At 39.3% G+C, this 20457-nt stretch carries 13 protein-coding genes, 1 tRNA gene and 1 CRISPR repeat array; of the genes, 1 reads left to right on the forward strand and 13 read right to left on the reverse strand.

The window, feature by feature from the left end:
• Positions 1 to 161 precede the first annotated feature (161 nt).
• Positions 162 to 3192: a CRISPR direct-repeat array (repeat unit 28 nt; unit sequence TTTCTAAGCTGCCTACATGGCAGTGAAC).
• A gap of 131 nt (positions 3193 to 3323) precedes the next feature.
• From cas6f to efp, 13 genes are all read right to left on the reverse strand, one after another.
• Positions 3324 to 3938, reverse strand: coding sequence for a type I-F CRISPR-associated endoribonuclease Cas6/Csy4 (gene cas6f / locus DYI81_RS08005; protein ID WP_117007235.1), 615 nt, complete (start codon positions 3936 to 3938; stop codon positions 3324 to 3326).
• A 1-nt stretch (position 3939) separates the two neighbouring features.
• The gene (csy3, locus tag DYI81_RS08010; RefSeq protein ID WP_117007236.1) at positions 3940 to 4953 is read right to left on the reverse strand and encodes a type I-F CRISPR-associated protein Csy3; all 1014 of its coding nucleotides are present in this window, start codon (positions 4951 to 4953) and stop codon (positions 3940 to 3942) included.
• A 16-nt stretch (positions 4954 to 4969) separates the two neighbouring features.
• The gene (gene csy2 / locus DYI81_RS08015; RefSeq protein ID WP_117007237.1) at positions 4970 to 5869 is read right to left on the reverse strand and encodes a type I-F CRISPR-associated protein Csy2; all 900 of its coding nucleotides are present in this window, start codon (positions 5867 to 5869) and stop codon (positions 4970 to 4972) included.
• Complete coding sequence (gene csy1 / locus DYI81_RS08020; protein ID WP_117007238.1) at positions 5869 to 7119, reverse strand: type I-F CRISPR-associated protein Csy1; 1251 nt, start codon at positions 7117 to 7119, stop codon at positions 5869 to 5871. The genes csy2 and csy1 overlap by 1 nt, the downstream gene beginning before the upstream one ends.
• Before the next feature lie 9 nt (positions 7120 to 7128).
• Positions 7129 to 10500, reverse strand: a complete 3372-nt coding sequence (gene cas3f / locus DYI81_RS08025; protein ID WP_117007239.1) for a type I-F CRISPR-associated helicase Cas3f — start codon at positions 10498 to 10500, stop codon at positions 7129 to 7131.
• Complete coding sequence (gene cas1f / locus DYI81_RS08030; RefSeq protein ID WP_117007240.1) at positions 10497 to 11465, reverse strand: type I-F CRISPR-associated endonuclease Cas1f; 969 nt, start codon at positions 11463 to 11465, stop codon at positions 10497 to 10499. The genes cas3f and cas1f overlap by 4 nt, the downstream gene beginning before the upstream one ends.
• Positions 11466 to 11623: 158 nt before the next feature.
• A tRNA-Val gene (locus DYI81_RS08035) sits at positions 11624 to 11700 on the reverse strand.
• A 46-nt stretch (positions 11701 to 11746) separates the two neighbouring features.
• On the reverse strand, positions 11747 to 13747 hold the full coding sequence (locus tag DYI81_RS08040; RefSeq protein WP_117007241.1) for a transglutaminaseTgpA domain-containing protein: 2001 nt from the start codon (positions 13745 to 13747) through the stop codon (positions 11747 to 11749).
• A 3-nt stretch (positions 13748 to 13750) separates the two neighbouring features.
• Entirely contained in the window at positions 13751 to 14656 is a 906-nt protein-coding gene (locus tag DYI81_RS08045; protein ID WP_117007242.1) for a DUF58 domain-containing protein, read from the reverse strand.
• A 12-nt stretch (positions 14657 to 14668) separates the two neighbouring features.
• A complete protein-coding gene (locus DYI81_RS08050; RefSeq protein WP_106984748.1) occupies positions 14669 to 15580 on the reverse strand; it encodes an AAA family ATPase in 912 nt (303 codons plus the stop codon).
• Positions 15581 to 15875: 295 nt separating this feature from the next.
• Positions 15876 to 16178 (reverse strand): YbdD/YjiX family protein, encoded by a 303-nt coding sequence (locus DYI81_RS08055; protein WP_106984723.1) that lies wholly within the window; start codon positions 16176 to 16178, stop codon positions 15876 to 15878.
• A gap of 13 nt (positions 16179 to 16191) precedes the next feature.
• Positions 16192 to 18291, reverse strand: a complete 2100-nt coding sequence (locus DYI81_RS08060; RefSeq protein WP_106984722.1) for a carbon starvation CstA family protein — start codon at positions 18289 to 18291, stop codon at positions 16192 to 16194.
• Positions 18292 to 18473: 182 nt separating this feature from the next.
• Positions 18474 to 19043 (reverse strand): elongation factor P, encoded by a 570-nt coding sequence (gene efp, locus DYI81_RS08065; protein WP_106984721.1) that lies wholly within the window; start codon positions 19041 to 19043, stop codon positions 18474 to 18476.
• A gap of 386 nt (positions 19044 to 19429) precedes the next feature.
• Here efp and epmB point away from each other — a divergent pair, with 386 nt between their 5' ends.
• A complete protein-coding gene (epmB, locus tag DYI81_RS08070) occupies positions 19430 to 20446 on the forward strand; it encodes an EF-P beta-lysylation protein EpmB (RefSeq protein WP_106984720.1) in 1017 nt (338 codons plus the stop codon).
• Positions 20447 to 20457 lie beyond the last annotated feature (11 nt).

Consider the following 20457-nt stretch of genomic DNA (forward strand, 5'->3'; position numbering starts at 1 on the left):
GGATAGTCTTTTTCAGATTCAATCAATAATTGAACCGCTCTTTCTCTGATTTCAGGGGTATATTTTAATTTGGTCATCGGAACATTCTCTCAGAATACTGAGTCTCCGACAAACCCGGTACGGTTCAACGGCAAGTTATCTGCTGATGCATTACAAATATTTTTCTAAGCTGCCTACATGGCAGTGAACTCATAACAAATATCCAGATAATGTTTCTGCTCTTTCTAAGCTGCCTACATGGCAGTGAACGACGCTTCCAGTTACCCTTATGCTCAACATTTTTTCTAAGCTGCCTACATGGCAGTGAACTTAAAACTTCTGTTATTGCTTTAGCTTCTATTTTTCTAAGCTGCCTACATGGCAGTGAACAGATGAAGGTGGATCAATTCCTGTCATTTTTGTTTCTAAGCTGCCTACATGGCAGTGAACGTAACTTGCCTTCGACCAGTACTTCTTCAAGTTTTCTAAGCTGCCTACATGGCAGTGAACCCTAAAACCAGTGCTGATATTTCCAAAAATTTTTTCTAAGCTGCCTACATGGCAGTGAACTTTACCTAATTCCAAGGTATTACCAGTCACATTTTCTAAGCTGCCTACATGGCAGTGAACGTCATAACGTACCGTTAATTCGTGACGCTTTTTTTCTAAGCTGCCTACATGGCAGTGAACATTCATCAGCTCGTTGCGCCACTGCTCGATATTTTCTAAGCTGCCTACATGGCAGTGAACTCCAAATCAAATACGTGTGTATCTGTCTCATATTTCTAAGCTGCCTACATGGCAGTGAACTTGTAGTTTGGAACGGTCCAATTGCACCTGTTTTTCTAAGCTGCCTACATGGCAGTGAACCTTGAATAATCAGCTTCCCGCCTTTTTCCGATTTTCTAAGCTGCCTACATGGCAGTGAACCGGGATTGAAATTTATGTATGCCAAGACAGAATTTCTAAGCTGCCTACATGGCAGTGAACGGTACCCATTGTCAAAAGCAATACCCATACTTTTTCTAAGCTGCCTACATGGCAGTGAACCATCGCCTTTAAACAACATTTCGCTTAACGCTTTTCTAAGCTGCCTACATGGCAGTGAACTATCCAACTTACAGCCACTGCCATACAGATCATTTCTAAGCTGCCTACATGGCAGTGAACGGTGGTGCTGCAGCAAATAGCAACTTTACTTTTTTCTAAGCTGCCTACATGGCAGTGAACTAGCCAGAAGGTCTTTCAGCAGTACCGCCAGTTTTCTAAGCTGCCTACATGGCAGTGAACATTTTCTTTTGTCCAATTAATCCATTCACAGATTTCTAAGCTGCCTACATGGCAGTGAACGACCATTCATCTTTGTACAACCCGAAAATACGTTTCTAAGCTGCCTACATGGCAGTGAACAATTATTCTTTATTGTTGGTTTCTGTGCGATTTTTCTAAGCTGCCTACATGGCAGTGAACGAGAACACATGGGAAGCATATCTTTCTTTGAAGTTTCTAAGCTGCCTACATGGCAGTGAACTTCGGATTGCTGATGATGATGACCGATCCATATTTCTAAGCTGCCTACATGGCAGTGAACGCATGAATATTTTCTATAAGACTACTGGTGACTTTCTAAGCTGCCTACATGGCAGTGAACAGTTTGGTAAAGCATCTATCCCGGGCTTTGTCTTTCTAAGCTGCCTACATGGCAGTGAACGATTCAAATTCCTGTACCCCCATCTTATTAATTTTCTAAGCTGCCTACATGGCAGTGAACAAATACCTGACAGCTCAATTGTGTGCTCGACTTTTCTAAGCTGCCTACATGGCAGTGAACATGCAGATCCGACCGTCTGTGTCCCGAATATTTTTCTAAGCTGCCTACATGGCAGTGAACCCAGATCCAATGCCAAAGGTTCCAGCCCATCTTTTCTAAGCTGCCTACATGGCAGTGAACTAAAAAGAATGTCAATGCGTCGCCACCCATTCTTTCTAAGCTGCCTACATGGCAGTGAACCACAACCAACATTAAACCACTCTCTATCCACTTTTCTAAGCTGCCTACATGGCAGTGAACTAAAGCAGAGCGTGTGAATCGCGGAATGCGCATTTCTAAGCTGCCTACATGGCAGTGAACCTCCCAGTCTGGAAGAGATGTCGACCATTCTGTTTCTAAGCTGCCTACATGGCAGTGAACACACAAATGACCTTTTTGAACCGTGCCAATGATTTCTAAGCTGCCTACATGGCAGTGAACCATTGTGTCTTGAGCTAAACGCTTGTTGCTCGTTTCTAAGCTGCCTACATGGCAGTGAACCAAGCATCTGCTTAACATTAGCTTTTTTTTCATTTCTAAGCTGCCTACATGGCAGTGAACATTCGAAACAGTTGCCAAGATCGTCTTTGATCGTTTCTAAGCTGCCTACATGGCAGTGAACACTTTAACATGTGTGAATGATACATCAAGATATTTCTAAGCTGCCTACATGGCAGTGAACCCTCAGCTATTCCAACTGATCAAACTGCTGAATTTCTAAGCTGCCTACATGGCAGTGAACTTGACGTTATGAAGCGTTTTATTGAGCCAGTATTTCTAAGCTGCCTACATGGCAGTGAACAATCGGTTGTGCCTGTAGAGGTGGTATCAGATTTTCTAAGCTGCCTACATGGCAGTGAACCATGCTCTTATGGAGGGCATTGATTACGTGATTTTCTAAGCTGCCTACATGGCAGTGAACTACCTGTGTAATGAGTCGGGAGACTTTCATAATTTCTAAGCTGCCTACATGGCAGTGAACGATTTTAAGCCTGAAGAACAAAAACCGATTGAATTTCTAAGCTGCCTACATGGCAGTGAACAACCGATTCAACAACAACTCCAAACCCTGACGTTTCTAAGCTGCCTACATGGCAGTGAACATACGGTGCAAAATTGGCATCTGTTTACTACTTTTCTAAGCTGCCTACATGGCAGTGAACATGGCCGTCATTACGATTATGTAAATTTATATTTTCTAAGCTGCCTACATGGCAGTGAACATAAAAATGTTGGCAATAAACCAATTGACTTTTTTCTAAGCTGCCTACATGGCAGTGAACTCATTTGTAAACGCTCTGTAACTAAATAACTATTTCTAAGCTGCCTACATGGCAGTGAACCATTACAAAATTTAGAAGAAGAATGTCGAAAATTTCTAAGCTGCCTACATGGCAGTGAACAGTAATTTTATAGCAAAAAATAAAGCTATAACAGCAGTTTAACCCTTAAATCTATAAAAAGACCCAAGGTTTAAACCACTATCATAACTTATTGATTTTATTAAGCTGTTAAAGAGTAAAAAAATATTGGGTTAAAATTCGGGTACCGATGATTCGGAACTTAATCCATAAGTGCTAAAAACCTGATTTTCAGATTTATCAGCAGATTGCTTTTCGATAAATAATTTAAAACGTTTTTCACCTTGCTGATCAGACGTACTTAAACTTTTCATTTCGATATACGGCAAGTTGGTTGTTGTCACCACATTGCTATATCGAGCAAGTGCTTCATCAAAGCCAATATCTCCACGTTTTACACGGTGACGAGCCAAACGCTGAGCATTGGTTTTCACTTGTTTACGTTTATAAACTGCATAGCCTTTGATGTCGCTAGGTACTTCACGGATAGAAGTAATATGTACATAATCTTCTAAACGTTCTAGCCATTTTCGGATATCCAATTTTGCTAAATCGGATTCAGATTGAGCAAATAAGCGTAATTTTTTACCTAAGTTGACTTTGGCTTTTTGTTGATCGGTCTTTTCTTCAAAAATATATTGAGGAAAAGACACACCAATACTGACCTTGTCATTAACATCTTTTATTTCAGCCAAAGCAATATGTAACTGTGTATAAAGCTTTGACCAAATAAAATATGATGAGATTTCAGCTTGATCAATCAGGGTAATCTCCTGATAAAACTTCATATTAAGCGTCCTTTCCACTTTGACCAAACACACCACCACGCACGAGTACAGCCATCACATAATGTTCTTGTTCGGCATTTTCTAAAGATTCACCTAATGCATATTTATCAAATAAGCTAAAGAAATCCTGTTTAGCTTTAGGTGTACGATATGCTTTGCCTAAATTAGTGACGGCACCATATGGTTCAATTGCAATGGCTGATTTTTGCTCTGCAAATTCTGGATACCATGTATCAATGGTGCGTAAAGCATTACCCACTTTTTGTGAATGCATCGCAGCCACATTATTCACTTGATATAGAATTTTACTTTTATCGCCCTTGCCCTTATCAAGTACAAGTTCCTCACTTGGATACACTTCTTGTGCTTGACCAACTAAAGCATAGGCTTCAATTTTAATCAGTAAATAAGGTAATTCACCTTTTAAAGCCTGTGCAATTTGATCTGCTAAATTCTCTACTTTGGCATCTACTGTATCAAAATCATGTAATTTATAGTCAAAGGCATTAAATCTTACCGATTCTTGATCATTAACTGTAACCACAACTTCTATTTTTTCTGCACCAACACGGTTACGCCATAAAAACCGTGCATTGGCAATATTTAATGCATAACGTTTGGCGAGCTCTGAAAAACCATAAGTTTTAATATAATTCTGCGCCACTGCTTTATAAGATTTAAAAAAGTTTTCATTATTACACGCCGATGGTTGCTCAATTCCACCCAATACTTTTAAAGTAAAAGCCACTTTTAACGTATCTTGATGTTCAGCCAATGCACAAGCATCAACAATTTGAAGATTAGCATTTTCCACTTTTGCATCTAATTTTAATGGATCAGCATCAGCAGCTTTTAAACGGTTTGAGATTGTGCCGCGTACAGATTTTTCAATTAGTTTTAAAGCAGATTGCTCTGTGCGATTTTCCCAAGTTGTTCCATAAAAATAACCATCTGATGGTACAAGTTTTTTTTCAAATGCAAGTACGCTAGCAACTGCTTTTTCATTTTTAGCCATGAGCGAATATCCTTTTTTATAAAGTTAAAATAGATTGTGTTGTTAAGTTTTGGCAAAGGTATAAATTATTTTCTAAATCAACATGATATTGCCATAAAAGTTGATCAATACTTTCAATACGATACGGCATAACAAATTCACCTAAAGTCAGCACACTTTCAGCAAATCGGTGTGGTGTATTGGCATCACGTTGGTTTTTTGCTTGTCCAAGTTCAGAAATGCCTTGAAAACCTACCGCAATGGGCACCAGCCAACCTTGGGCTTTACGCTTAGATGTCCATGTCACCTTTTCATCATCATCTAGCGTTGAGTTATGTGTCACTTTGAGATAGTCCAACACCGCATCTAAAGCATCTAAGCCGTCATTCATACCTTGTAGCACTAAGTCACGACGTTCAATCAGAACATGTCCTAACATTAGTTGATTTAAAATTGGACGAAGTTGTTTCGTTTGATCTTCTTCTTCGTCAAAATTTAAAATCTTACATGGCTTAACTGATAAAACATCGCCACTGGCAAATTTCATACTTATAACCAATTGCTGTACAAGTTGTAAAAACTCATCTTTTTCATCAGGATCAATATTTTCACATTCAATCAGCAAAGATACGTCTAAATGACAACGTGCTTCTTCAATAAATGCAGGTCGATTGCCATCTTTATCTAAAGGGTTCGCTGTTCCTACAATCGAATGGACAAAGTCGCCACGTCCCTTATAGGTTTGTAAGTTAAAATCATGACAACTGACTGCAATTTTTGTCAGTTCAATCTCTGCATTTTTGCTGTGTAGCTTGCGTTGTAACGCGTGTACAGCACCTAACCAAGCCGTCATGGCAGGAAAACCAATGGTATATGGGCTACTCATTGCATTGGCATTATGGATTTTTAAATGTGGAATCAATAAAAATTGACGCATTAAAAGAACTCCTTGGCGTGTTGCAATGAATGTTCTACCCGTTGTTGTACATCTAATAATTCTCCTGTCCCCAAGGTATAAGAATCATTAATTGCTTTTTCATAACTGCGTAAAATCCAACGGGCAATATTTTGGCTAATTTCATCACGCCATTCAGCATCATTTTCTCGTTCATTTTGGTATTGCTGATCTAACCAAATTCGCTGTAATTTAGGTAAACCTAGATAATAATCTTGATCTGACCACGTCTCAGGATAAGTCTCACGAATTTTAAATGCTTGTAATAAAACTTGATCAATTACAAACCCAATGATGTTGTGTATTGCGGTACGAATATCAATATTATTAATATCTAACTGCATGAATTTATGTAGTTGAGCAAAACTTTCCTGATAATTTTTGCGATACAAACACTGAGCAAAAAAATCTGTTTTAGGCAATCGAATCGCACGTTTTTCTAAAGTTGGCGGACAGCTTGAGAGAAGATATGCTCGCCCTGCATTTTGGCTATTAAGTACGCTGACATTTTGTGGTTGTGTCCCACCATAAGCTGTGACTGTTAAATCAAAAATATCAGCATAACCTTCCGTATCATGCTTATTTTTCTTACGATTTTCTTTGGCAAATTTAGTTTGCTCAGAAAATCGTATGTGATCAATTTTCTGTTTTAATCGAGTGATTAATCCTGATGGTGTCAAAATTGACAGTAAATGATATTCATCTTGTGCAATAGGGAAATAAACCTGTTTAATCAAATGATCCGTTTTACTTGTCGTATCATTTTGTTTAATCATTAAAAAATTAGTTTTCAATGTTTCAAAATCTAACGAAGCTTGTTGAATCAAATTTTTTAGATTTTGATCATCTTGCTCAAAACCATCTAAAACAGAAAGTTCATTGCTTAATGACAAACATAAAAATTTATAAACGTCCATTGAAGCCGCATTACCAAATACATCTAATGGATAGTCCACATTGCCTGTACGTAAATAACCATCTTTATTGGCAGATACAGGGGCAATAATGCTTGAAGTCTTTGCACTTGGATGACTAAATTTACTTGGATGACTCACCATCGACAGTTGTACAACACGTTTTGCTGCATCAAGTAACCATTCTTTTAAATGAAATTTATCGTCTGCTTGTTGCTGTAACTCTGCAATTTCTATGTCATTCGTGGTTTTTTTTAAACGGTCTTTTAACCATAATTCTTTACGTTCATTTAAAAAAGTATGAATGCTTGCAGTCATATCTCCTCCTTAATTTTTTATAATTAATCCAAATTGATCTGAATATAACAACGCTTTATCTTCATCATATTCAGGCAACATGATTTCCCCATAACGTTTTGATAATACTTCCATCTTTGTTTCAATATCCTCATTTTCTTGCAAAGAATCAACCGCCATACGACGTAAAATGTCGCTGTAATTTCGATCTAACCATAAACGTAATTTTTCACATTTATTAAGCTCTAAATGCGTGATTTGATAAAAACCATTACGGTTAATATACTTGCCAAAATCATCTTTAATGCAAAACGTAAGCTTATGCGCTTGCCATACTGCAAATAATTGAATATTGGGTGAGCTTTGTCTAAATGGGGCAAATCTTTGCGGTAAAGCGGTTAAAAACCATGTTTGCGTGAGCCACGCATTTAAAGGTTTTGCACCCATCTTGTTATAACTTGTCAAACTATCTGCTAAAACTGCATGCTCTAAATCTGCTAATTTTTGCGTGGCTTGTAAAATTTGCTTTGCTTGAATACGCGGAATCGCATTAATGCCTAAACTTACGTCATCATCTAAAAGTTCTGATAAATTTTTGGTACTTAATTTAAATTTATCATTATTTATTTCAAACCCTGGCTTTTCAAAAGCAACTTGTGCACCTCTCAAACCCTTTAAGTTATATTGCATTAACGCAATATTCGGCTGAGTAATATGCTGACTGATTTTCCGATGACGTAAAACACGCCCTGCCAATTGAATAATGGAACGATAAGACGAAGGTTCCACAATAGCCCAATCAAAATCGTGATCCCGTCCAACCTCTTCTACTGGCGTTGCCACTAAAATAAAGATCACATGCTCGGCATCAGTACGATCTAAATGCTGACGAATCACGCCATCATTACCTGTATCTAAAAATGCCTGTGGTTGTTCGCCTTGTTTTTCCTTGCGTTTTAAAGCTTGGTCTAAATGCCGTTCTTGTTCACTGCGTAATAACATCACTTGTCGGCTATGATATGCCATCACACGTGGTGCAATATTGTCTGACCATTCTGCATTGAGTAAATATCGAGTTAATGCCACGCATGGTGGAATATTGGCAACGCGAATCACGCCAAAAGAGACTTTTTTCCCTGTTTTTTGATCAATTGTATGATGTGCTAGATGTAGTTTTTCAGCATGTAGCTTAATCCGTTCAAAATACTGCTGTTGTATGCTTTCATCTAATTTCACTTGCTCTTTAGCAGAGACTAAATCTGAACAATCAACAATATAAGCCTTATGTTTAATGATTTGTTGTTGCAATTGTTCTGCACGAATCTGTACAAATTTTTTATGGTCTTGTTGATAGGCATTAATACTTTGAATATCTTCAACCATCGTAATTTGGGTTTTAACTTCATCTACCCACATGGCCACAGCTTGCGTATTTTTAATTTTTTTAAAGGCACAATAGAGTTGCCAACCTTGTTGATAAGCATTAAAAAACCCTTCAGCCAGTGCAGGTGGAATCGTTGCTGATGAAATCATCACTTTACGACCTAACATACCTGTTAAATGCACTAATCGAGCAATCGCAATTAAATCTTGTCCATTAAAATCATCAACCTCATCAATTACGAGGTCAGAGGATGATAAGCGCAAACTCGGTAAAATATATTTTCCACCTCGTTTGGTTTCCGTCGCAGCAATAATATGATCAATCGTACAGGCTAAAACAGGTTTATATAAAAATGCTTTATTTTTCTCGGCTTGATTTTGTGGAAATAAAACATTCATAAAATCTGCTTGTGGTAGCACATCATAATCAAGTTCATTGTCTAATAATGTTTCGAGTGATTCTGAGCCTATTTCTTCTACATTAATTTCATTTTCATCTGCTTTAGATTTATTTTTTTGATGTAACTCTTGTACCGCTTTTGAGCCAATAAATACCGCAAGTTCATCACTTTGCAAGCCAATATCATTACGATAAGAATCCCCTGTCTGTAAGGTTAAAGTTCTTAATCCTAAAGCTAAGATATAACGCAATGAATCTGCATTTGGTGACAATGCCTGCATAATTTTGGCATTGGCAATAGTTTTCCCCTTGCCGGTACTTGCCATATTGACAATAAACCAGCCTTGTTTTTGAGCATCTTCATGTTTTTGAATAAAACTTTGAATTCCTTTGACTGCTTGATCTTGCCACCCAAACCCATCAGGACTTTTCTTTTTAAGTTTAGCAATATCATAAGCAGGTTCCATATCATCAGCTAAACGGCTTAATGATTGTGCCACTTTCATGGCATTATCACTGACATGTACCAAATGCTCGTCTAAGTATTGTTTAGGTTGTTTAGTTTTAAAATCTGTATTCGCTATTAATTTCAGTGAAGTTTCCCAATCCTTATCAGCATCACAAGACGAATAATAATGATCCCCTAACATTAAACACAAACGTGCATGATGCAAAATGACACGCCAACTGCCATCTTCAAAAATAATGCTGTGATGCTTAGTTTCTTGTAATAACCGTGCTGACCATTTTTTAATTTGCTTCGTCCAATGGTTTGATTGGCTTAATAAGCCCAGCTCAAATTCAAAACATTTTAAAACGCGCTGTTGATATTCATCATCAAATTTATTTTGATAGCCCCAATCTGCTTTAATGCTTTTCAGCATTGCAGATAATGTTTCTCGTTTTGTACTGGCATAATCTTTACGACGTTCTTCTTCTTTTAAATCAGGTAAACGATGATGCGACACAATCAGCCAAGCCACCAATTGTGCAAAAGGTGGCAATTGATCTAAGGCTTTCGTTTGATCTAAACCTGTTAAAACCGCTTGTTTTAAATCATCTTCATGCGAATGTTGCTCCATCAGCATTTTCAACCATGCTTCATCGGTTGTTGTATTTCCTGATGATTGCACTAGTGCATTCAGTAATAGGCAAGAAATCCATTCATGTCTAAGAGGATCACCTTTCTTCGCATTTTTACTCTTTGGTTGTAGTTTTTCTTGAAATAAAACAGAAGCTTTTCCCCAATCATGTAATAACGCAGAAATTGCGACTAATGCTTTGATTAAAGGTAAATAGTGCCAATCATTTTCCCATTTGTTTTGATCTAACTTTTTCTGTGTTGTATTTACAGGCACAATTCCCTCGTTATTAAACTTATTCCGATTCCCCACCACCCACAGCAACTCACTTCGACGTCTACCCCGTATCCAATGACAACTGACTGCTGTACTTTTTGTCACAGTTTTACGCAATAATTTCTTAACGGCGATTAGACCATCTTCTGTAATGATGGTTTGCCACGTGTTATCGCCAATTCGGTCAGCAAAAGCATCGAGTACTCGCCGTGTACGTGGAATGGCTTTCTTTTCGCATTGGCTAATGAAGGTCACAATCATAATGCATCACCTTCATCATTATGATTTTTGCAAGCTTGCGCTTTGACATTATCAAACATGAAGTCCAAACATTTATGCTCTGTGAATTTCTGCAATATTTGTTGTCTGAATTCTTGCTCAGTCATTTTTTCTTTGGCACAGATAAATGCGTATGGAAGTACCACAGCGTCTTTAATTAAATCTGCAATATCAAAAACTAAAGCACCACGTCGAGTCTTACCATGCATCACCGCAAAGCCATGTGGAATTCCTAGTACCCAAAGCGTAGTTGCAGCGAGGCCATAAGCAAGATAATTTCCATGATTCAAAAAGTCATTCGCCAAATCCCCTTGCTCAGGATTACGGCTAAAATCCTTCAGCCCTGTACGTGTGGCAGCAATTTTATACAATTGCTTTGTCGTTGCTGCTTCAGCAAGAAGTAAATCCCCAACTTTGCTTTGCTGTGAAATTTTTGCGGTATAATTATTCAGCGCTTGTTGAATGTCCAGATCATCAACATGAAAACCATATTCTTTTAAGTCTCGATCTTTAGACCAAATTTTTTGAATAAACTCAATTCGAGCCAATTGAAATTGTTTTGCCACCTCTAAGCGTTTGGCATCATCAAACCAAAATTGCATCCAACCTTGCATATATTCAGTCGGGCGATACTCACTTTGTGGCGTCATCCATTCAATTTCACAGCCCATAAAGAGTGGTGTGCCACCACCGCCACAGAAGCCAACTAATACTCCTGCACTCGCAAGCATGCGCATCGCAGCTTGTGTAATTGATGTTCCTGTGCCGAGCATAAGAACGGTAGTATTCGCGATTGGAATATTCCAATACTGATTTTCGTTTTTAGCTTCAGTTAAATATAAAACGCGCCCATCTTTTTGCATCACTCGTGCATATTCAATGTAGTAAAGATTAGCCCGCTTTGAATGCAATATCGCTTTTAAATCGGATGGATTCAGCTGTTCCATTTTATTTATTTTTCAGAAGTTATTTATTTTATTATAAAAATTTTAATAACGAATACAATTCGACTAAATTACCACCACGACAAATCGTGTCGTTTAGTTTTATATAATCCAATGCATAAAAAAAGCAGAATCGAAATGATTCTGCTTTTTTAAAATCTTGGTAGGTATATCCAGACTCGAACTGGAGACCTCTACGATGTCAACGTAGCGCTCTAACCAACTGAGCTATACACCTGAAGTCCAAGCATCATATTCATTTTTATTTGGCTAGACAAGTTTTTTCATAACTTTTTAAGCATGCTTGAACATCTTTTAAGCAAGCATTTAAACTGTTCGAGCGCATCTTGTTTCTCTAAATCATTGGGTGCATACATCTGCTGAATATATAAGTCAGCCAATGCCTTAAAGTCATCTTGCTTGGCTTTATCTACATGATTTTGTAACCGTAACATCCACGCACTAAAGGTTTCTGCAGGAAGCCTCTTAAAACGCGGTGCAACATCCGCATTAAACTTAAAAATTACACGTTGCCAAGCATTGACTTGTTGACGTGCTCGCCAATAAATCCATATAAAATACACGCCAGCTATTACGAGTAGTCCAATGATTAGTGCAATAGCGCCTGCATAACTTGAACTTAAACCTATACGACCAAACCAGTTTTTTTGGGTTTCAGCATTATAACCAACGACCTTACTTTGCCATTGGTAACTTGCATAATCACTCCAAATCCTTAATTGCGTCAGCATAGCGAAACTTCGTTGACTTAAAGCAGAACTAGAATCTCCCAATACACGCGTATCAGAACCCATATAATTTTGCATTCCATTGTCTATACGCTGTGGTGCAATCATTGCGGTTGGGTCATACCGATGCCATTTTCCATTTAACCAAACTTCGGTCCATGCATGTGCGTCGAGTTGGCGCACCTCCCAGCTTTTGCCATCTGGTGCAGCCTGTCCACCCTGATACCCAACAACTACGCGTGCAGGAATACCAACATAACGCATGAGCATCACAAAGCTCGAAGCATAATGCTCACAAAAGCCTTGTTTGCTCTTAAATAAAAAGTCATCTACACGATCTTGTCCTAGCACACCAGGTGATAGTGTGTAAGCAAAGCCTTGTTGTTTATACCATTGCAATACATGTTGAATATACACAGCAGGCTGTTGATGACTCTGACTATAAATTTTCTGTGCCAATTGCTGTGCTTTAGGATCTTTTGATTTTTGTGTTGCCGTAAAATGCTGGTATAAAGTAAATGCTTCATCTTGTCTAATTGGCATTAACTCTTGAGTCTGAATTAAACTCAGCGATATAGGCTCAGGCTTTAACAGCATACGGCGTGGCGTAATCCGTCCATCAATGGCCAATACATAGGATGTCGTATTGGGAATCGACTGCTCTAAGCCCGTAATCCACTGCACCCGTGGATCTGCCGCTAAATATTGATATTGCCAGCGCACATCTGCATTCAGTTCCTGCAAACGGCTAGGTACAACTTCACGTTGGTTAAAATGGCTACTGGTCCATCGCTGTCCATCATAGAGATCCAGCACCATTGCCCGCCAATATAATTCATGACGTACGGGTAATTGACTCATCTCGCCAATAACCCGAAAGGCCAACTCACTAGACTGCGATAGTTTGGCAATATCTCCCGGCGACATGCTATCGCTAATACCTGTCACGCTTGAATCATCGGGAATGGGTATATGCCACAGGGGTGGCAAGCGTGGGAAAAACAAAAAGAGCAACACAAAAAATGGCACCGCATACAATAAAAACTTAGCCACATGCGCCAAGTCTTGTTTTAAAGCTATAGTTTTTTGATGCTCGAACTCGCTGGTTTGTATACGGTACAAGCCCGTAAAACAGCTCAGCAAACTTAAAATGACGATCACAGCCATCGCAAAGGATTGACTGAACAGAAATGAACTTGCAGATACAAATAAGGCAAAATTAAATAAAATGATCAGATCGCGCTTATTTTTACTTTCCAAAGCTTTGGCAAATAAAAATGTACTCAGCACTGCAACGCCTGCTTCTACCCCAATAAAGCTTCGATAACTAAAATAGATACTCAATAAAGCAATAAAAGTGAGTAAAAAAGTCCAATGCCTTTTTAAAGAACCATCTACATGATGGCGTCGTAAAAATAAGCATAGCCACATCACAAAAAAGCTAATACTCAATGCAACAGGTAAAAACATGGCCTGAGCGATGAGTAGTAAAGCCAAACTCAAGAGCATTGAAACGCGAACAGAATACGCAACCATAATTTAAGCCTGTGCCAATAAAAGTTGAGCTTGGTACAACTGTGCATCCCCCAAACCGCTGCTTAATTCAGCATGGGGCAAATACATGGCATAATTCAATTGCTGTTGCTCACACTGTTCCACCAACCCCATCATCATGCTCAGCTTCTCTTCATGTGAGGCACTTGGCATGTGATTGTAGTCAATATCAATACGATGCTGATCCGAATACTGCTCAAACACTTTGATATATAGCCCCTGCCCACGTGCAACTTGCTTCCACGATACGGCCTGTAAGGAATCTCCTTCCCGAAATGCCCGTAGTTCACGAAACTCATCCATTTCTTTATCAAACTGCTGTGGATGATGTTTATTTTCCAACTCAGGAGACAGCGCCTGTGGTGCAATCCAGCTGGATTTATTTAAATATAAATAGCTCCATGCACGCACCAAACCGAAGGGATAAATCGAATAAATCTGTATATTCGGATAATGAAATTGTCCTCTTTGCGGTGCATACAATGGTATACGCAACTGTTGCTTCTGCTCCGTCACACACAGTTTAAACAGTTGATCTTCACAACGAATCCACAGATAGCGCGTGAGTACTTGGTTTTGGCGTATGTATACATCTAAATGAAGGACTTGCCCAACTTGGCCCAATTCCGAGACATTGATTTCCAAACGCATGCCATGTAATTGCTTAAAAGTGAGATAAAAACTCATGCACAGTACAGCACTAATTAAAAAGCAAAAGCCTAAAATTAGATTGTTGGCATAGTTCACCCCTGCCACAAAAGTAATAAAAATGAGGACTAAAAATAAATAACCCTGCTGATACATAAACACCAAGACATCTTTTTGGGTCAGAGTTTTCTCACCTGTATATGCAAAGCGTTTCGTCAGCCACTTCTGCCATAAGGACGCCAAAATATTGCCTCCTTAGATTAACTTCACACGTTGCAACAGCAATTCTGCCTCATGCGGATTTAGCCCGATACGGTGCGATGCAACCGCTGTAAAAACTGCCTGCACATCATCTGGAATCACAAAAGATCGTTTTTCAATGAGCGCATACGATTGAGCCGAACGTTTTAAGGCCAATACCCCTCGAGTTGATAATCCATGTCGGCCTTTACGGCTTTCTTCCGCCAAGTCCAAAATATAATCCAAAACTTGATCGCCCACATAAATCTGATGGACTAAGGACTGAAGCATTAAGATGTCCTGTTCTTCAAAGACATGAGCCAAAGTTGCAATCAATTGTTGGCGCGTATTTTGTTGTAATAGTAGTTTTTCAGCATGGCGCGATGGATAACCTAAAGATAAGCGCATGAGAAAACGGTCTAATTGTGATTCTGGCAATGCATAAGTACCACTTTGAAAGAGCGGGTTTTGTGTTGCAATGACCCAAAATGGCTTAGGCAAAGCATAACGTGCACCATCGACTGTCACGAATCCTTCTTCCATCGCTTCAAGAAGTGCACTTTGTGTTTTTGGACTACAACGGTTAATTTCATCCGCCAATAGTATTTGGGTAAAAACTGGCCCTTGTTTAAACTCAAACTGGTGTTCTTTTTGGTTAAACATATTCACGCCAATCACATCACTCGCGAGCATGTCATTGGTAAATTGAATGCGCTGAAATTGTAAGCCAGCCAAATGCGCCAAACTGCTTGATAGTGTGGTTTTCCCCAAACCTGGTAAGTCTTCAAATAAGACATGACCACCTGCAAGTAAGCTACACAATGCCAATTTAGTTTGTTGGTTTTTATCTAAAATAATTTGATTAATTTGGGTTAGAAATTCTTCAATTTTCGGGTAATACAGCGCAAGTTGCTGTTCATCCAGCATTTCATTTGGCACTGTAATAGTCTTTTCTTTTCCCCAAAACACGCTTCATTCCCCAATAAAAAACGGTATGGCTTTAACATACCGTGTTTTCATCAATATGCAAAACTTATAACTCAATGATTTTTCTAATATCTAATGACATCAATAGCTATCTGTCTAATGCCAAATATATAAAAAATACCCATCAATAACGTGCGCCAATACAGCCTCTGTGTTTTTCCTATTCATATAACAGTATTTTAGCAGAACAAAAAAAAGCGCCTCGAAAGGCGCTTTTTTATCATTTAACGTGGTCTTAACAAGGACACTTCTTCATATTTCCACCTGCTGTCGGATAGCGTGCATCCACACAGTAGCGATAAAAAGTTTTGGCATCCATGGCTTCCAAATCAGGATGGTGCTTCTTCATGTGTTCCAAATAATTTTGATAATCTGGCACACCTACCATCAAGCGAAAACTCTGCTGCAAGCGTTGCCACAAAGTCGCAATTCTTGACCAGTTTTTTGGATTCAGAATCAAATCCTTTTGCGACATGATGGTCATTTTAATGATTTTATAAATCACTGTTTTGCCACTTTTTGCAAATTTCAGATTCATCTCTGTCTCCTCATTAATGGTGATTAGATGCCACAATGTCTTTAGGATCACGGTACACAGCTTCACCCTCAACCACAGATGGTTGTGGATTTGCGAGTGCACGACGTACCACACCAATGGCTGCAAATAACATCACGAACGCCACAATCATAAAGAATGCGCACAATGCAGCATTAATTTGATTTGATAAAGCCACGGTATGCATTTCAGCCATAGTTTTTGCTGGCGCCAACAATTCATTTTTTGCTATTGCCGCATTAAAACGATCTGCCTGCGCCAAGAAACCAATTTTCGGGTTTTCGTGGAAGATTTTTTGCCAGCCAGCGGTCATTGATGTAACGAATAAGAATACTGTTGGAATGATTGTCACCCAAACATATTTTTCTTTTTTCATTTTGAACAGAATAACCGTACCCAAAATAAGCGCCATGGCTGCCAAAATTTGGTTACCAATACCAAACAGTGGCCATAAGCTATTAATGCCCCCGAGCGGATCGACCACACCTTGATAAACAAAGAAGCCCCAGCCTGCAACTGCGACAGCTGTGCCTAATAAGTTACCAAAGAAATTGTGCGAGTTTTTCACTGCAGGAATTACAATACCAACTGTGTCTTGCACCATAAAACGACATGCACGCGTACCTGCATCCACGGCCGTTAAAATAAATAATGCTTCAAACAGAATTGCAAAGTGATACCAGAATGCCATCATTGAACGGTTATTAAAAATTTCCGTAATAATGTGTGCCATACCAATCGCAAAGGTTGGTGCACCACCTGTACGTGACAGAATTGAGTTTTCACCCACTTCTTGTGCAAGTAGCGTCAATGCTTCAGGCGTTACCACAAAACCAAGTGTACGTACTGCTTCAGCCGCGCTTTCAACAGTTGTTCCAAGTACAGCAGCTGGTGAGTTAATGGCAAAATACACGCCAGGTTCAAGAATCGTTGCGCAGACCATAGCCATAATCGCAACAAAAGACTCCATTAGCATGCCGCCATAGCCGATCACACGAATATCTTTTTCATTATTAACCAATTTTGGTGTGGTGCCCGAAGAAACTAAAGCATGGAAACCAGAAATTGCACCGCAGGCAATGGTAATAAATAAGAATGGGAACATCGAGCCTGCGAATACTGGCCCTGTACCATCGACAAAATGCGTCACAGAAGGCATTTTCAGCATTGGCATTGCCACCATAATCCCCACGGCCAAACCAGCAATGACGCCAATTTTTAAGAACGTAGATAAATAGTCACGTGGTGCCAATAACAACCATACAGGCAATACAGAAGCCACAAAACCATAGCCAATCAGCCACCAAGTCAACTCAGTACCTGTTAGCGTAAAGAATGGCCCCCAATACGGATGCTGTGCAACATCACCACCATAGATAATGCCTGCCATCATCAGTACAAAACCAATAATCGACACTTCTGCAATTTTCCCTGGGCGGATATAGCGCATATAAATGCCCATAAAAATTGCAATTGGAATAGTGGCTGCAATACTAAACACACCCCACGGGCTATTCGTAAGGGCTTTGACAACGACCAATGCCAAGACGGCAAGAATGATGATCATCACACCCAAAGCGCCCAACATCACAATGATGCCGGCAAATGAACCCAGCTCTTGTTTGGCCATTTCACCTAGTGAGCGACCATCGCGACGTGTAGATATAAACAAGACTAAAAAGTCTTGAACTGCACCCGCCAAGACCACACCAACCAAAAGCCAAATTGTGCCGGGTAAATAACCCATTTGTGCTGCTAAGATCGGACCGACTAAAGGACCTGCACCGGCAATGGCTGCAAAATGATGCCCAAACAATACGCCTTTGTTAGTTGGTACGTAGTCTAAACCATCATTTAAGCGATGTGCAGGTGTTAAACGGCGCTCATTGAGTTCAAATACCTTGTTGGCAATAAATAAACTATAAAAACGGTATGCAATACTATAAACACAGATTGCTGCTAAAATTAGCCAGACGGCATTTACATGCTCTCCACGGCTAACGGCCAGTATCCCAAAAGATACTGCACCTACAATGGCCACTAAGAGCCATACAATTTTCGAAACCAAGCCTGGCTTCGATTGTATATTTTCCATGTCAATCCCTCATTTCTGTTGAAATAAATCAGCTTATTTTTTCTAGTTCGAGGTACTGCTGTTTCATCCTGTGAAACTGTACTCCTGTGACTGTTGATTTCCTCTACGACTTTGGCATAAACGCCCATAAAAAAGGGATGATTTTTCATCATCCCTTCTGATAATAGTCTAAAAATTAGCTATTATGCACGTTCTAAATAGTCACCAGTACGAGTGTCTACACGAACTTTATCTTCTTGTTGTACAAACAATGGAACACGTACTACTGCACCTGTTTCAAGTTTTGCAGGCTTACCGCCACCGCCAGAAGTATCACCACGTACACCTGGATCAGTCTCAACGATTTGAAGTACAACGAAGTTAGGTGCAGTTACGTTCAATGGCACGCCGTTGAATAACATAATTGTACATTTTTCGTTAGAATCGTCTTTTAACCATTTAGCAGCATCGCTCATTGCTGTTTTGTCAGCTGCGATTTGCTCAAATGATACTGGATCCATGAAGTTCCACATTTCGCCATCGTTGTACAAGTATTCCATTTCTACTTCTACAATGTCAGCTGCTTCTAAACTTTCACCAGATTTAAATGTTTTTTCTAAAACTTTACCAGTTTTAAGGTTACGTAATTTTACGCGGTTGAAGGCTTGGCCCTTACCTGGTTTAACGTATTCGTTTTCCATGATTGAACATGGGTTACCATCAAGCATGACCTTAAGGCCTGACTTGAAATCATTCGTAGAAAAATAGGCCATGACTGGCGCACTCCAAACTTACTAACTTTAATCTATTAACGTACAAGAACGACAATGCAAACCATTTAAAATGTTGTTATTGTGACCTATACAAAAGACACGTATCTATTATTTTACCATTCTATGCCCGCAAAACGAATAAAATCAGCATAAAAAATCCGTAACTATTCGTTTGCTGCTTAGCGCATACTCGAAAAAACCCGAAAAGCTTCCCCTACATGAGGCTTCGCATTAGAATTGTGCCATACTTCGGACGAGAACCTAACAGCTTCTAATCCGAACAATTCTTAATCTAGATTTATCTTCTATACCCTCAAAGATCTTCTTTTGAAGCCCTATATAAGCAGAATCAGATCATTCATCTAGCACAATTTCAAGCACGTGGCATGATAAACTATTTATACCAAGAGCAAAACTGGCAAACCCAACTGAGCAATTTAGTGACTGATCCAGCAGAACTGCTTGAGCTATTACAACTTTCTCCAGAGCAACTCTTGTCTGGCGCTCTATTGGCCAGTAAACAGTTCAAACTGCGCGTACCTCGTGCATTCGTCGGAAAAATGCAATTGGGTAATGCATTCGACCCCCTCCTTTTACAAGTTCTCCCGCATCATTTAGAGCTTGAAGAACACGAAGGATTTGTCACTGATCCACTGGGTGAAGAGCAAGCCAATCAACAGCCAGGCGTATTACACAAATATAAGTCACGCTTTCTTTTAACGCTCACAGGCGCATGTGCCGTTCACTGTCGTTATTGCTTCCGTAGGCATTTCCCCTATCAAGAAAACCTACCTAAACAAGATGATTGGCCAAATATTCGTGACTATTTAGTAAGTCAGCCTGATATTAATGAAGTGATTTTAAGTGGTGGCGATCCATTAACTTTATCTGATCGCAAACTTCAGCTTTGGATTGAACGCTTAGAATCACTTCCACAAATTAAATTTTTGAGAATTCATTCACGCGTTCCTATTGTTATCCCCAATCGGATCAATGATGCGTTTATTTCTATTTTAAAAAACAGTAGGCTGCGGATTATTCTAGTGGTACACTCAAACCATGCATCAGAATTAGATGATTTCACTTGTAGCCAACTTTCTAAACTGGTCAAGGAACAAATTACAGTCCTCAATCAGGCTGTTTTACTCAAAGGGGTCAATGATTCTGCCGACGTTTTAGTCGATTTAAGCTATCGCTTATTTGATGCAGGCGTTATGCCATACTATTTACATGTCCTAGACAAAGTTAAAGGTGCTCATCATTTTGATCGATCACCGCAGGACATAGATGACATTTATAAAGCGGTTTTAGCGAACCTACCGGGGTATTTGGTTCCTAAACTAGTTCGGGAAATTGCGGGCGAGAAAAATAAAACACCGCTTTTTGGGGTTTCAACTTTTTGAGTTAAATAATA

The sequence above is a fragment of the Acinetobacter sp. SWAC5 genome (assembly GCF_003419885.1).
GTDB classification, from domain to species: domain Bacteria; phylum Pseudomonadota; class Gammaproteobacteria; order Pseudomonadales; family Moraxellaceae; genus Acinetobacter; species Acinetobacter cumulans.